This is a genomic window from Amycolatopsis keratiniphila subsp. keratiniphila (assembly GCF_001620365.2).
Taxonomy (GTDB): domain Bacteria; phylum Actinomycetota; class Actinomycetes; order Mycobacteriales; family Pseudonocardiaceae; genus Amycolatopsis; species Amycolatopsis keratiniphila.
On record NZ_LQMT02000007.1, the window covers coordinates 493,056 to 505,703 of the forward strand.

At 67.9% G+C, this 12,648-nt stretch carries 10 protein-coding genes; 1 reads left to right on the forward strand and 9 read right to left on the reverse strand.

Annotation, left to right across the window (positions count from 1 at the left end):
- Window positions 1-264: 264 nt before the first annotated feature.
- The 5 genes from AVR91_RS06480 to AVR91_RS06500 form a co-directional block, all read right to left on the reverse strand.
- Entirely contained in the window at window positions 265-738 is a 474-nt protein-coding gene (locus tag AVR91_RS06480) for a hypothetical protein (RefSeq protein WP_063274870.1), read from the reverse strand.
- Between the two features lie 319 nt (window positions 739-1,057).
- Complete coding sequence (locus AVR91_RS06485) at window positions 1,058-1,624, reverse strand: hypothetical protein (RefSeq protein ID WP_063274871.1); 567 nt, start codon at window positions 1,622-1,624, stop codon at window positions 1,058-1,060.
- Between the two features lie 647 nt (window positions 1,625-2,271).
- A complete protein-coding gene (locus AVR91_RS06490; RefSeq protein ID WP_063823157.1) occupies window positions 2,272-3,162 on the reverse strand; it encodes a helix-turn-helix domain-containing protein in 891 nt (296 codons plus the stop codon).
- 102 nt (window positions 3,163-3,264) lie between these two features.
- Entirely contained in the window at window positions 3,265-5,193 is a 1,929-nt protein-coding gene (locus tag AVR91_RS06495) for a S8 family serine peptidase (protein ID WP_063274923.1), read from the reverse strand.
- A 675-nt stretch (window positions 5,194-5,868) separates the two neighbouring features.
- The gene (locus AVR91_RS06500) at window positions 5,869-6,198 is read right to left on the reverse strand and encodes a WGxxGxxG family protein (protein ID WP_063274873.1); all 330 of its coding nucleotides are present in this window, start codon (window positions 6,196-6,198) and stop codon (window positions 5,869-5,871) included.
- 167 nt (window positions 6,199-6,365) lie between these two features.
- Here AVR91_RS06500 and AVR91_RS06505 point away from each other — a divergent pair, with 167 nt between their 5' ends.
- Window positions 6,366-7,031, forward strand: a complete 666-nt coding sequence (locus AVR91_RS06505; RefSeq protein WP_063274874.1) for a hypothetical protein — start codon at window positions 6,366-6,368, stop codon at window positions 7,029-7,031.
- Between the two features lie 290 nt (window positions 7,032-7,321).
- Here AVR91_RS06505 and AVR91_RS06510 read toward each other — a convergent pair whose 3' ends face one another.
- From AVR91_RS06510 to AVR91_RS06525, 4 genes are all read right to left on the reverse strand, one after another.
- Window positions 7,322-7,711 (reverse strand): VIT1/CCC1 transporter family protein, encoded by a 390-nt coding sequence (locus AVR91_RS06510; protein ID WP_063274875.1) that lies wholly within the window; start codon window positions 7,709-7,711, stop codon window positions 7,322-7,324.
- Between the two features lie 175 nt (window positions 7,712-7,886).
- Window positions 7,887-8,492: a hypothetical protein gene (locus tag AVR91_RS06515; protein ID WP_063274876.1), complete on the reverse strand. Its 606-nt coding sequence runs from the start codon at window positions 8,490-8,492 to the stop codon at window positions 7,887-7,889.
- Window positions 8,493-8,630: 138 nt separating this feature from the next.
- Window positions 8,631-8,843, reverse strand: a complete 213-nt coding sequence (locus tag AVR91_RS06520) for an MbtH family protein (protein WP_063274877.1) — start codon at window positions 8,841-8,843, stop codon at window positions 8,631-8,633.
- A 39-nt stretch (window positions 8,844-8,882) separates the two neighbouring features.
- Window positions 8,883-12,647 (reverse strand): non-ribosomal peptide synthetase, encoded by a 3,765-nt coding sequence (locus AVR91_RS06525; RefSeq protein ID WP_063274878.1) that lies wholly within the window; start codon window positions 12,645-12,647, stop codon window positions 8,883-8,885.
- Between the last annotated feature and the right edge of the window lies 1 nt (window position 12,648).

Consider the following 12,648-nt stretch of genomic DNA (forward strand, 5'->3'; position numbering starts at 1 on the left):
CGCCCGGGGCTGCCGAGACACCACGCGGCGACGACTCCCGGATCACGACCAGCAGGGCCAGCGCCGACAGGTCTCGCTCAACCGGAGAACCCACAGCTTTGGCAGACACGAAGCAGCTCCTCGTAACCAACGTCTCGGCAAGGCGATGATGACGTCGTCGGCCGTTATGTGCCGCTGGCGTTCGCGAACACCCGTCCCCCGAAATCGACACCGCGTCAGCTTCGCCGACAGCGGCTGCGGCCGTCACGGGCCCGCTGTGGGACTTCACGATCGTGTCAGCGAGCGCCGGGATTCCGATCCCGGGGCGCCGAGATCCGCGGCGATGACACGACTTTGCCGTAGTTCCACGGCCACCGCGGTCAGGCAGAGTAGTGCGGCCAGCACGGCGAAGACGGGGAAGACCGCTGTCGGGGTCCACACGGTCGCGCCGATGCCGACGAGGATCGTGGGCACGACCAGGGCGCTGTAGGTGATGAGGTAGAACGCCGACATGACGGCGCCCCGATGGTCGGAGTGGACCTGGCTTGTGAGGTAGCGCAACGAACCACCGAATGCCAGCCCGTACGCGCCGCCCTGTAGTGCGACCGATACGACGATGAGCACCGCGTGGCCCGCAACGAATGCGCCGACTCCGGCGATCATCAGGACTCCCAGTGCGGCGTCCCCGACGAGGGCCACCGTGCGAGCCGGATAACGACATCCGAGAATCTGCGCCGCCGCGGCGGTCACGACCAGCACCGCGATGATGACACCACTGCACGTGGTCGGTCTACACCCAGAGCCCCGCGCAGACTGCGCGGTCGCCAGTGGCGTCGCATGCAATTGCGTCGCCGCAGGCCGGATCCGCACCGTGCGGCACTCATGACAACGTTTCCGGCACCACACGCCGAACACGAGATGGGCGGGTGGGTGTGCGTGAAGTCCGCGGGTTTGGCCACTCCCGTTTGCCCGTCCCGACCGGCTTCGGGAGCGCATCGTTCCCGGCGCCGGGTGCACCAGACGCGTAACGGCCGCAAAGAATACAGCTTCTCTCGCCGGCCATCGGCTTTAGGCAGGATCAGTAGTGGTCGATGAACCAGCGGGTGCACTTGAACTTCCCACCCGTGGGCTTCACGCATGCCCGTACCGCATGACTGCGGTTGTCCTCACCCGTCTGAAGCGCTACCGAGCCGGTACGGGCATAGTCACTGCTCGCATCCGAGTTGTTCGCGATGTGCCGGCAGGTCTTGACACCGCCCATCGCCCGCACGTAATCGTCTGAAGGATACCTGGGTTTGGAGTGCATGTTGAAGGCGTACAAGCTCCGCTGCACGTACACCTTGTCCTTCCTGGCCACCTTTCCTGTGATTGTGGCGTGAGCCCAGTAGTCCCAGATTTTTTCGGTGTAGAGGGTGAGATGACGCCCCTTGTAAGTGCGCGAGCCGCTGTCGTCGTAGATTCCGGGCGTTCCGGTGCGATCGCAGCCATCGACGTCGCCGGGTTTCTTACTGTCGTCGTCCGGAACCGCCGAGAAGGTGGTCTCCGCGGCCGATGGTGATGCGGTGCCAAGAACTCCCAGAGGAACAGCCATCACCATTGCTATTGTCAGCTTTGCCCAGCGCCTGCCTGACGTCATGTCCGACATTGCTGATCCTTCCCCTCGATCGGTCGAGTGATCAGTTCCGATGGGAACGTATGCGCTGCCGCGAACACCGCTCCAGACCTTTTCGTTCGGGAGAAAACACATCGTCGTCACACGAGCACCGGAGCTCGTCGTCTAGGAACTGTCCTCTAAGTCATCGACGCCAGAGGACGATCGCGGCGATGGTGAGTTCGGCCTGGTAGTGGACCAGGAGCGCGGGCGTACTGCGCACGATCTTGTGCTAGCGATCCCACACCGCTGACCGGACTAAGCGTCGACACGCCGGCGTCGCCCGGTCCGGGGCCGGGCCGGCCAACACCCCGCCAGAACCGGCAACCGCCGGCTCTAACGCTCTTTCTTCCTCGCCGCCTTCGCAGCCCTGTCCGACACCACCAGCCGCACAATCCGAGACACCGCCCAGGAGGCTGGAGCGCCCATCGCCCGAGTGGCGGTCCTCCAGGCCAAGCCGCCAACTCCGCTCACCCGAACCCGCAGTGAACGCACTTCGTGAGGCGGATAGGCACTTCGCATCATCCCCGCGGTCGTCGTCGGCGTGACGGCCGGTGGCCACCCGGCCCACAGGGCATCCCGCCTCTCCCCGACCAAGGCACTGGCCAGCACCCGGAAACGCGCGGGTGCGGTCACGGCGGTCAGGAGAGGGGCCAGTCCCAGCGCAGGCCACACCGGCCCGGGCCGAAGTCGACGACGACGCTGTGCGCCGAGTGGTCGTCGTCGAGGGGGGCGGGCCAGTACTTCTCGACCTCGTCGAGCGTGCAGTAGCGGATGACGCGGTCGGGCAGGGCCAGGGGGTCGAAGCGGACTTCGACGAGGTACTCGCGGACGGGTGTCCGGCAGCGTCGCTCGTAGTACGTCGAGCGAGCCGGGGACGAGACGTCCAGCCCGTGCTCGATCAGGATGGTCTCGTTCCGCGCCAGGGGGCGGGAGAACAGGAGTTCGGCGGCGACGAGTCCCGCCTCGACATCGACGCGGACCCGGCCGAGGCCGCAGTTGCGGATCGCCCGCACCTGCGGTGGTATCGCACACGGCAGATCGAGCTCGTGGACCACCACGAGCCGGTCGAGGTCGTCGTCCTCGGCCCGCAGCACTTGCCTGCTCGTCCGCGATCTCACGCCGCGGTCGGCGCCGATGTCGATGCGGTCGTGCCCGCTGAGCCGGGTCAGCCGTGCGTCCTGGCTGATGTCGAGGCCGTCGAGCAGCCGCTCCACGGGCGCGACGTTCGGGAAGAATTCGGTTCCCAGGACGATCTGCCGGGTTCGGGCGGCCCTGCCGCGTGGTTTGGGCGGGTCGAGCAGGGCGGCCAGCGTGCCTTGCGGCAGGCCGACGATCTGTTCGACGTTCCTCAACGCGGCCAGCGAAGTGGGGCGCGGCTGGGTGCGGCCGGTCTGCCAGTAGCTCAGGGTGGCCGTGCTGACCGGCGTGCCCATGGCGCGAAGCCGCGCGCCCAGACGTTCCAGGCTGATACCTCGCTTGTCGATCGCCGCCCGGAGCGCGCCAGGGAACGCGGGGTGTCCGTTTCTCACGCGGGGACCGTAACTCTTGGAAATGCGGGAGGGAAGGATCGACTTTACGCGCGAGTAGGCAGCGCCCCGTCGGCCGGCGGGGCGCTGCCAAGGGTGCTCGCGTCAGCTGGTGCTGAGCGCCGTGTCGTCGATCAGGAACGAGGTGGCGAGGGAGGCGTCCTCCGCCCCGGTGAACTTGATCGTGATGTTCTGGCCGAGGTAGCTCTTCAGGTCGAACGAACGCTGCACGTATGAGGTGGTCTCGTTGAGGTTGGAGTAGGTCGCCAGCGTCGCCAGCACGGTGCCGGACGAGTCGAGGACCTGAACCTTCAGCGTGTCGTAGGCGACGGACTCGGTCTCCGCCGAGTCGACCCGCAGGTGGAACGACAGCGTGGCGGCCGTCGCGGTCGACGGGATGGCGACCGCCTGGGACAGGGTGTCGGTGTGGGTCTGACCGTAGCCGTTCAGCCACGCCTTCCACGAGCCGCTGCGCGCAGCCGCGGAGGTGTCGGAGTTGATGACCCCCGCGCTCGCGGCCCAGCCGGTGTTGCCGGACTCGAAGCCGGGGTTGGCGAACAGCTGGCCGGTCGGGGCCGGGGTCGGGCCGCCGAGGGAGGCGATGGTCTTCTCCGCGTCCACCAGCCCGGCGCCGCACCCGCCGGTGCAGCTGCCGGGGATCGCCCGGGCGTTCTGCTTCAGGCTGGTCTCCACGTCGCTCGGGGACATCGACTTCTCGCCCAGCATCAGCGCGACGAGGCCCGCCACGTGCGGGGTCGCCATGCTGGTGCCCTGGTAGTACTGGTAGGTCTCGCTGCCGGGCGTGGTGGTGCCGGTGTTGAGGGTGGACAGAACGCCGTCGGTCCTCGTGGCGGTCTCTCCACCTGGAGCGGCGACGTCGACGATGGTGCCGTAGTTGGAGTAGTACGCCCGGTTACCCTGCCGATCCAGCGCGGCGACGGTGACCACGTTGCCGCAGTTGGCGGGCTGGGAGTTGCTCGCGTTCTGGTTCTCGTTGCCCGCGGCCACGACGACCGTGGCGCCGCGGCCGACCGCGTTGTTGATCGCGTTCTGATAAGTGCTGCTGCAGGAGCCGCCGCCGCCGAGGCTCATGTTGATGACCTTGGCCGGGTTGGCGTTGGCGGGCACACCGCTGACGGACCCACCCGAGGCCCACACGACCGCGTCCGAGATGTCCGACAATGTGCCGCCGCAGCGGCCGAGCACGCGTGCATGGACGAGCTTCGCCTTCGGCGCCACGCCCGCGACACCCTTGCCGTTGCCGGTGACCGCACCGATCGTCCCCGCGACGTGCGTGCCGTGCCAGCTGGAATTGCGGTCCGACGACGGCACCGGGTTGCCGTTCTGGTCCGTGCCGCACTCGCCGGTCTTCATCCAGTCACCCTCGTCCTGAGGGTTGGAGTCGCGCCCGCCGCCGTCGCGGGAGACCCACGAGTCGCTGATGAAGTCGTATCCGGCGACGGTGTTGCCGTCGAGGTCGGAATGCGCGGTGCGGCCGGTGTCGACCACCGCGACGGTCACGCCGGCGCCGTCGGCTGTGTCCCACGCCTTGGGCAGCTTCATACCCGCGGTCGCCTCGAAGTAGTGCCACTGGTCGTTGTACGAGGGGTCGTTCGGAGTGGCCGTCGGGTAGAAACGGACGTCCGGCTCGACGTAAGCCACGTCGGACCGTGCGGCCAGCGACCGCAGGAAGCCGCGAGCCCGCTCACCGGAGAGCTTCTTGTCGGTCCGCACGACGACGCCGCCGACTGCCAGTCCACGGACCTCCTGGACGGACACACCGTGCCGGGCTCCCGTCTCCCGGAGCGCATCGGCACGTGCGGAGCGCGAGCGTCCGGCCTCGGCGCGTGGCTTGAAGGTGGCGATGAATTGATCGTACTGCTCACCTTCGACCACGTTCTCGGTGAACGCGCGGCCGGGCTGGTCATCGGGCCGGTCCACCGGCTGCGCTTCGGCGACGGCCGCGACGCCCGTTGCCATCAGCGACGCCACCGCAGTGGCCGTCAGCAGGCGTCTGAGATGTTTCGTGCTCACGAATGCGCTCTCCTTGGATGCAGGGAAGAAAAGCTGCGAGTTTTCTCGCGGTGCGAGCAGATCCTGAGCGAGCGGCCGGGTGAACGGAAGGTTCAAACGTTAAGAATTGAATACTTTCGTCGTAGCTGGCACCACGAGGGGTCGAAGACCGTCCCTGCCGGTTACCAAGTTGCCAACCCCCGGTTTTGACACAACAGTGCCATCGGTCTCCTGCCTGAGGTGACGCCGCCACCGGGTGCGAGACCCCGACCAGGCTTCGACCGAAACGGAAATGATTTTCTTTTCACGGCAAACAGCGGCGAAATCGTTTCTTTTCCATCCGGCAAAAGTCACTATTCCGCGTATCCTATTTCCGTGCCGCCGGGTTTTGGCGTCGGCATACAGGGAGACGACATGTGGTAGCCGCCAAGCTTGCTGGGCCGCTGGCAACGGAAGCGGGTCTCGCGGTTGACCAGCCCGCGCGGCACTGCCCTCCGGTCGCCGCGAGCGATTCGACGACTTCCCGCCCTAATCCTGCGTTTTCGTCTTACCGGTACTGCCTGTAATGCTTGCCGCTCACCACCGATCACTGCCGACAAGGGCGCCGGGGTCATCCGTGTGGGGCCGCCGCCGCGTGGACGGTGGCGGCGCGGACCGTCCGGGGACCGGGGAGCGGATCTCCGGTGGCGCGAGTGCTCAGGCGCCCGGCGGGTTCCGTCGCGGTTCGGCGGGCGGGTAGGTGTTCGCCGGCGGCGTCCCGGCACCCGGATACCCCGCCATCGCGCCGGTCTTCGGCCCGCGACGGACCAGGCCTGCCAACCCGAGCAACCCGAGAAGACCCAGAAGGCCCCACAGGCCGTTGTCGCCGTCGGAATCGGTCCTGTCGTTCGGGTCGTTCTCGGCCTGGTGCCACGCCTGCGTCGCGACCGTGGGTTCGGGCGCCGCCGACGCCGGCATCGTTCCGGTCAGGGCGATGGCGCCGGACACCACGAACGCGGAGATGAGTTTCGCTCCCCAATGGCGCATTGATCATCCTTCCTTCGGTGGCAAACGATCATCGACTTCTGCGTACCCGCACCGAGGGCGTCCACACCCAGGGCATCTCGAACGTCACCCACAAGGTTGTCTTCGGATTAGAAGACCGCCCACAGGTCACTCGTTGGGAACCGGCTACCAGGGAAGCGAGGACGGCTATGACGGCATGGTTGGGTTTGACCGGTCTACTCGGCCTTCTTGGGACTTATGGACTCGTCAGGATCCGGCACCGAGCGGACGTCCAGGCCGAAGCTCCGGCCGCGGACGTCTTCGCCCGGTATCCCGCCGCCCGCGAACCGGCGGTGCCGAACGCCGACACCGCGCACACCCCGCTCATGACCCCGGCGATCACGCCGGAGATGATCGGTGGCACGGGCCGGAGGCGGGCTGCCCGATCCGCCGGGGTTCGCGCCCACCGGCAGCCACGAACGACGGAGTCTCAGCCGAACCAAGCCGGAACACAGGCCGTCGCGGAACCAGTCACCGAACCCGGCACTGTTCCCGTCCAGGCTGGTCCACCCGCGTCGGAGACGCCGCCGACCGTGGCACTGCCAGGGCAGCGGCCTGCGGAGGAAGGGACCATCGCCGGGGAACTCACCCCGGATCGATCCGATCGTGAGTATGCCGCGGAGGAGACACGGGCGGAACCGGCCGAGATTTCGGAGCCGGAACCGGCAAAGCCCGCCGAAACGGCCGCGAAGACGCCGAACCGGTCCCGACGTCGCCGGGTGCTCGACGTGGTCGTCCGGCAGGCCAAGAAGGCCAAGGGGATCCTCCACCGGAAACTGAACACCTCGCGTAGGCGCCGCGGCCGCGCCACCTGACGCTGAAGCACCGCGAGCTGATGACGCAACACCAGATCTCCGCATCCTTCGCAGCCAATCCAACGTTTCCGCCTCGCCCGTGAAACCGTTCCCCCACACAGATCGGACGCGCGGCCGTCCTCCGCGGCACCCTCAAATCCCGCGCGCTGTTCAAAATCGCCGACCCCACCCGAAGTTGGACGCCATGGTCCTCACCGAGTAGGGGCGGACATGACACCAGGTAGGGTGCAAGGGAAAACGCGCGCCGAATAGCTGTGCGCCCCGTAATTTACGAGCTTCGCCGTCCTGGTCTATGAGACGCCGTCGTGCCACGCGGTGCAGTCCAGGTTTTGGACGCACACCCGTAGCGACACCGGGGTTCCCTCGGGGATGTCCAGATTTTGCTTGGCACAGAAGATGTCCGGGCCGGTGCGGTCGGTCACCTCGAGCTGGACCGCGCCGTGGTAGCGGAGCTGAGCGGACACGGTCAGCCCATCATTCATCCTGTCGCAGACCTCGACCTGCTCGTCGACCGCGTCGGGGTAGAACCGCGCGAAGCCTCGCGGGAATGGATACGAGGCGGAATCCTGGTACTCCACGGAGATCCACGAGCCCGCGGCAGCAACGCCCGCGCCTGTCAGAAGAAAGCCCCCGGCGAGCACCAGCGCGGCCCCCGCACCGGACAGTCGACGACTGAACACCTGTCCCCCAAATTGGCTACCGTCCAATCAACTTTCCGACCCTAACAGGGGAACCATCACGCAGCGGACCGCTGCCCGGGTGATCAGCCGCAGTCTCCCGCCCGCCACTGACACCGGGCGGCGAGCATCGCCTGCTTCGCTTGACGGAGTTCGACGTGGCCGGCCGGGCGGCTGTTTACCCGACCTCGATCACCTTGACGTTAGTGATTGCTGCCTGACACGAGGTACTGGTGTTGCCCTTGAATTTAAGGAAAAGGGTGCCGGTGTACGATTTGACGGTACGGAGCACTGCCTTTCGCCAGTGCGCCTTTCCGTCCGCGTCATGCGGCTTGATGTCGTCTGACAGCACGGTTGTTCCGTCGTCGTCGGCGAATTCGACGGTGAAGTCGACGTTCTGGCCGACACAGTTGCCCCAAGCGTCGGGGCTGTGCTGGAAGCTGCCCCGGTACCAGGCGCCCGGTTCGGTGGTGATCCGCTGTTGGATACCGCCGCCGGTGAATTCGGGGCCGAGATCCACCGCCTGGTAGCCGTTGGGGTGCTGGGCAAAGTCCGCGCTGAGCAGGTCGTAGCCGGCCCCGACCTTCTGCCATGGTGCGGCAGGACCGTTGTTGCGCCACGTGACCCCTGACAAAGCAGGATCGGTCACGAAGGTCCCGTTCTCCACCAGATTGTCTTCTGATGCGGCGGAAGCGGGGGCCGTTTGCACGGTCAACGGGACAGCCAGAAGCATGGCCGTGACCGCGACGACGATACGACTGCGTATTTTCCTGCGTTCGGTCATGATCGAGTGTTAGGTTCCCGCGCCATCACTTAAACGGATTTCGGTGAGCTTTCTCCTCTGTGAACGACCTCACTCAAAAGTGGTTCGGGGCCCAATGTCAGTGAGCGTCCGGATCACCACCGCAATGCGTCGTGCTGTTCATGCTTCCGCCGTCTCCCGGATCAGGCTACGGGGCCGCATGTCGGTCCAGTTCCGCTCGATGTGGTCGAGACAGGCCTGGCGGCTCCCGGCGCCGTGCGCGACCGTCCAGCCTTGGGGTACGTCCGCGAACGCGGGCCACAGTGAATACTGGCCTTCGTCGTTGATCAGCGCGAAGTAAGTACCGTCGGGGTCGTCGAACGGGTTGGTCATGAGAATCGTGCCTTTCCGTTGATTTCCTGCGGGTTCGGGTCATCGACCGGGCAAGGTCTCCCGCAACGTGCGCGCGAGTCCGGCGACGAAGGGGGCCTGAAACAGGGAGTGATGTCCGCCTGGCAGGACGTGGACCTTCTGAAGTCCTGGAAGGAGTTCCCGCCAAGTCGCGGCGGCTTTCTCGCGGTCCGGAGGGTTCTGGTCGGCGGCCTGGACCAGGGTGACCGGTCCTGCGTAGGGCGACGGCCGGTACCGGATGGCCGCGCGGTTGTGGGCCTGGGCGAGTTCCAATAGTCGCGCCACTTCGGGGCCTCGGTGGCCCGCCATGGCGACCAGATCCTTGGTATCCGTCTCGGAGCCGGACAGCATTGACGGCGGGTAGGTCTCGACCAGCACCAGCACGCCGGCCCGCGCGTCGAGTCGCTGGGCCATTTCCAACGCGATGAGGCCGCCCATCGACCACCCGAGCAGCAGGTGTGGTCTGTCGGGCGAGGCCGAAAGCAGGCGCGCCGCATAGAGCTCGGCGAGGTCTTCGACACTCGGCTCGGCACCGTCGCCGAGCAGCGGAGCCTGGAATCCCCTGACGGCGTAAGGGAAGCCGGGAACAGCCGCCAACTCGCGGTATCCGAGTGCGCTGCCCCCGGCGGGATGGACGCAGAACAGGGGCCTTCCCGTGCCACAGCCGGGGAAGGTGACCAGGCAGTCGCGTCGCTCGGGAGATCCTTCCTCACGTACCAGGTTTGCCAGCCCGCGGACGGTCGTGGACGCGGGTGCCCCGGCGGCGTTCTGTTCGAACAGGACCGAGACCGGGAGACTGCGATCGAAGGTGGCGTTGACTCGTGCGATGAGCTGCACCGCGAGCAGCGAATGTCCACCTAGGTCGAAGAAGTCCTCATCGGCACCGACCGGCGCGCGGTTGAGGAGGCCTTCGAAGAGGGTGGCCACGGCCGCTTCGGTCGCGTCGGCGGGCGGAGTCACAGCTTTACCGGCCTTGACCGTGCCGGCGAGTGGCAGGGCCGCGAGATCGGGCTTGCCGTTCGCGGTCAAGGGGATCCTGTCCAGCCAGGTGAAGTCGCGGGGCAGGAAGGCCGCCGGGAGCCGATCCGCGAGAAAGGCGGGCAGTTCGGTGGTTACCTCCCGGGAACCCACCACGTACGCCGCCAGGTACTTTTCCTCCCCTGGCGCCTGCCGTGCCACGACCACCGCGTCGCGGACGGCCGGATGTTCGCACAGGGCGGCACGGGTCTCGGCGGGCTCGACGCGCACACCGCCGATCTTCACCTGGTCGTCCACCCGGCCGGCGAAGTACAGCTCCCCGCCGGGCCCGCGGTAGCCGAGGTCCCCGGTCCGGTAGAGGCGTGCACCCGGTTCCGCCGCGAACGGGTGCGCGACGAAACGTTCGGCGGTCGTCACAGGATCGTGCAGGTAGCCGCGAGCCAGCCCTTCGCCGCCGACGTAGATCTCGCCGAGCACGCCCGGCGCCACCGGCCGCAGGTCCGGCCCCAGCAGGTGCGTCTCGGCACCGGTGATCGGGTGACCGATCGGTACGGCGGCACCGTCGGCGAGCCCGGCGGGTATCTCCTGCGCGCAACAGCCGACGGCGGCCTCGGTGGGCCCGTACTCGTTGAAGATCTTCGTGGACGGCGCGTGCCGCCGCCACGGGCCGAGCAGGCCCGCGGTCACCGCCTCACCACCGAGCACGAGTGACCGCGCCGTGCCCGCGAGGGTTTCGGGCGGGAGCAGCGCGGCGAGCACCGACAGATGGGACGGGGTCACCTTGAGCAGGTCCAGGCCCGACCGCGCGGACAGTTCTTCCGCCAGCGCGCCGATCTCCGGCCAGGCGGGATCGAGGTGGACCGCGCGGCCGGTGATCAGCGGGACGAGCAGGCTGGTGGCCGTGAGGTCGAAGCCGATGGAGGTGTGTGCGAGCGCGCCCTCGCCCTGCTCCCCCACGTAGGTCTCCGCGGCCCACCTCACGTAGTTCCCGATCGCGCGATGCGTGACCAGGACACCCTTCGGAGCTCCGGTGGACCCGGAGGTGAACAAGACATAGGCCAGGTTGTCCGGCGACGGTGCCGGGAACTGTGTGCGGTCGCCGGGCAGGACGTCCTCTTCGCCTGGTTCGTCGACGAAGACGATCTTCGCATCGGTCCGGCCGGTCAGCGGGCCACCGCGCTTGGCCAGCAGTACCGGGCACGGAACCCGCGCCAGCAAGGCGGTCAGCCGGTGGACGGGCAGCGCCGGGTCCAGTGGCACATACGCCCCGCCCGCCTTCAGCACAGCGAGCAGCGCGATCGGCAACTCCGCCGAGTGGTCGAGACATACCGCGACCGGAACCTCCGGCCCGACGCCACGCCCACGCAGGAGCCGGGCGAGCCGGCTCGCCCGATCGTCGAGCTCCCGATAGGTCACGTACCGTCCGGCCCCGAACCGGAGGGCGACCGCGTCCGGGGTGCGGGCGGCCTGGGTTTCGACCAGCTCGTGCAGGCACCGGGCGCCGGGCGCCCGCCGGCCGACGGCATCGCGCGTCGACTCCGCGAGCGTCACGGTGTCGAGTGCGCTGACGGCGGCGACCGGCACATGGGGCCGTTCGAGCAGCCCGGCGAGCACCGTGCGGTATTGCCGCCGGACACAGTCGACGTAGTCGTGATCGAACCGGCGGGGCGAGTAGTGCCAGATGGTCGTGACGGCCGCCGCGCCGGTGAGGACACATTCCAGCTTCAGTTCCGCCGATTCGTCCGCGACGTCGTCCCACAGCACGGCGAAGGTCACCGGCCCCGAGACCGGCGGCTCCGCTCGCTTGCACTCGAAGGCCACGTCCCACTGCGGTTCGGCGACGGCATAGGAGCCGGCGAGGTACTTTTCGAGGTCATCGACGTCGGCCAGCCGCTCGTCGGCTTCGGCGGCCAGCTGGTCGAAACTCGCTCCGGTGCCGGAGTCGACGCCGATCCACTTGGCGAGCGGCCCGAAACAGTTCCGCAGTTCGTCGTAGGGCCGGCCGTCGAACGCCACGCCGACGGTGACGCGCGGCAACCCGCTTACGTGTCCCAGTAAGGTCTGCCAGGCCGCGAGCAGCACCGCCGGGACACCGATCCCCCGCCGCGCGGCGTAACCGTGGACTTCGGCCACGAGGGGCGCCGGAAGTTCGGCGGTGATCGTTTCTCTGCCAGGCTCGTCGCCGACACCGCCGTGGCGCAGCGGAAACCGCTCCGCCACGCGCACCTTTTCCTTCTGCAGCAACGCTTCGGCGTCGTCGTCCGGCTCGATGTCGTGCTGCCATTCCGAGAATCGGCTGTAGGCGAGCACTTCGCCGGAGAGGGGCTCCTCCCGGTAGCGGGCGGCGAGCTCCGCGGCCAGCGACCGCAGGGTGGTTCCGTCCGCAGCCAGTGCCGAGGTGGTCAGGAGCAGTTCGTGGCTACGCTCACCGAGGCGGAACAGTACCGCCTGGGGCGTCGCGGGAGCACCGGGATCGGCCGGAGCTCGTCTCGCCTCCCGGACCACCTGTGCGACTCGGGCGGCGGCGGCCACGTGCCGGAGATCCACCACCGTCCACGGGACGGGCGCACGGTCATCTTCCTCGACCACCTGGACGGGAATCCGCACCCCGGGCGCGCGGTGGTAGGAGGTGCGCAGGATCTCGTGCGTCGCGACGAGCGACTCCAACGCCCTCGCGAGGCGGGTGTGGTCCAGCGGCCCGTCGATGGCGATCAGCACCTGCGCCCAGGAGGACGCGCCGGTTTCGACCCGCCGCCACAGCCGCCGCTGTTGCGCCGACAGCCGGTATCCCTCGACCTGTGAGGTCATC

Excerpts from the sequence above, each read along its gene's own strand:
- AVR91_RS06500 (WP_063274873.1), bottom strand. The coding sequence starts at position 6,198 with ATGCGCCATTGGGGAGCGAAACTCATCTCCGCGTTCGTGGTGTCCGGC.
- AVR91_RS06515 (WP_063274876.1), bottom strand. The coding sequence starts at position 8,492 with ATGACCGAACGCAGGAAAATACGCAGTCGTATCGTCGTCGCGGTCACG.
- AVR91_RS06525 (WP_063274878.1), bottom strand. The coding sequence starts at position 12,647 with ATGACCTCACAGGTCGAGGGATACCGGCTGTCGGCGCAACAGCGGCGG.
- AVR91_RS06485 (WP_063274871.1), bottom strand. The coding sequence starts at position 1,624 with ATGTCGGACATGACGTCAGGCAGGCGCTGGGCAAAGCTGACAATAGCA.
- AVR91_RS06505 (WP_063274874.1), top strand. The coding sequence starts at position 6,366 with ATGACGGCATGGTTGGGTTTGACCGGTCTACTCGGCCTTCTTGGGACT.
- AVR91_RS06520 (WP_063274877.1), bottom strand. The coding sequence starts at position 8,843 with ATGACCAACCCGTTCGACGACCCCGACGGTACTTACTTCGCGCTGATC.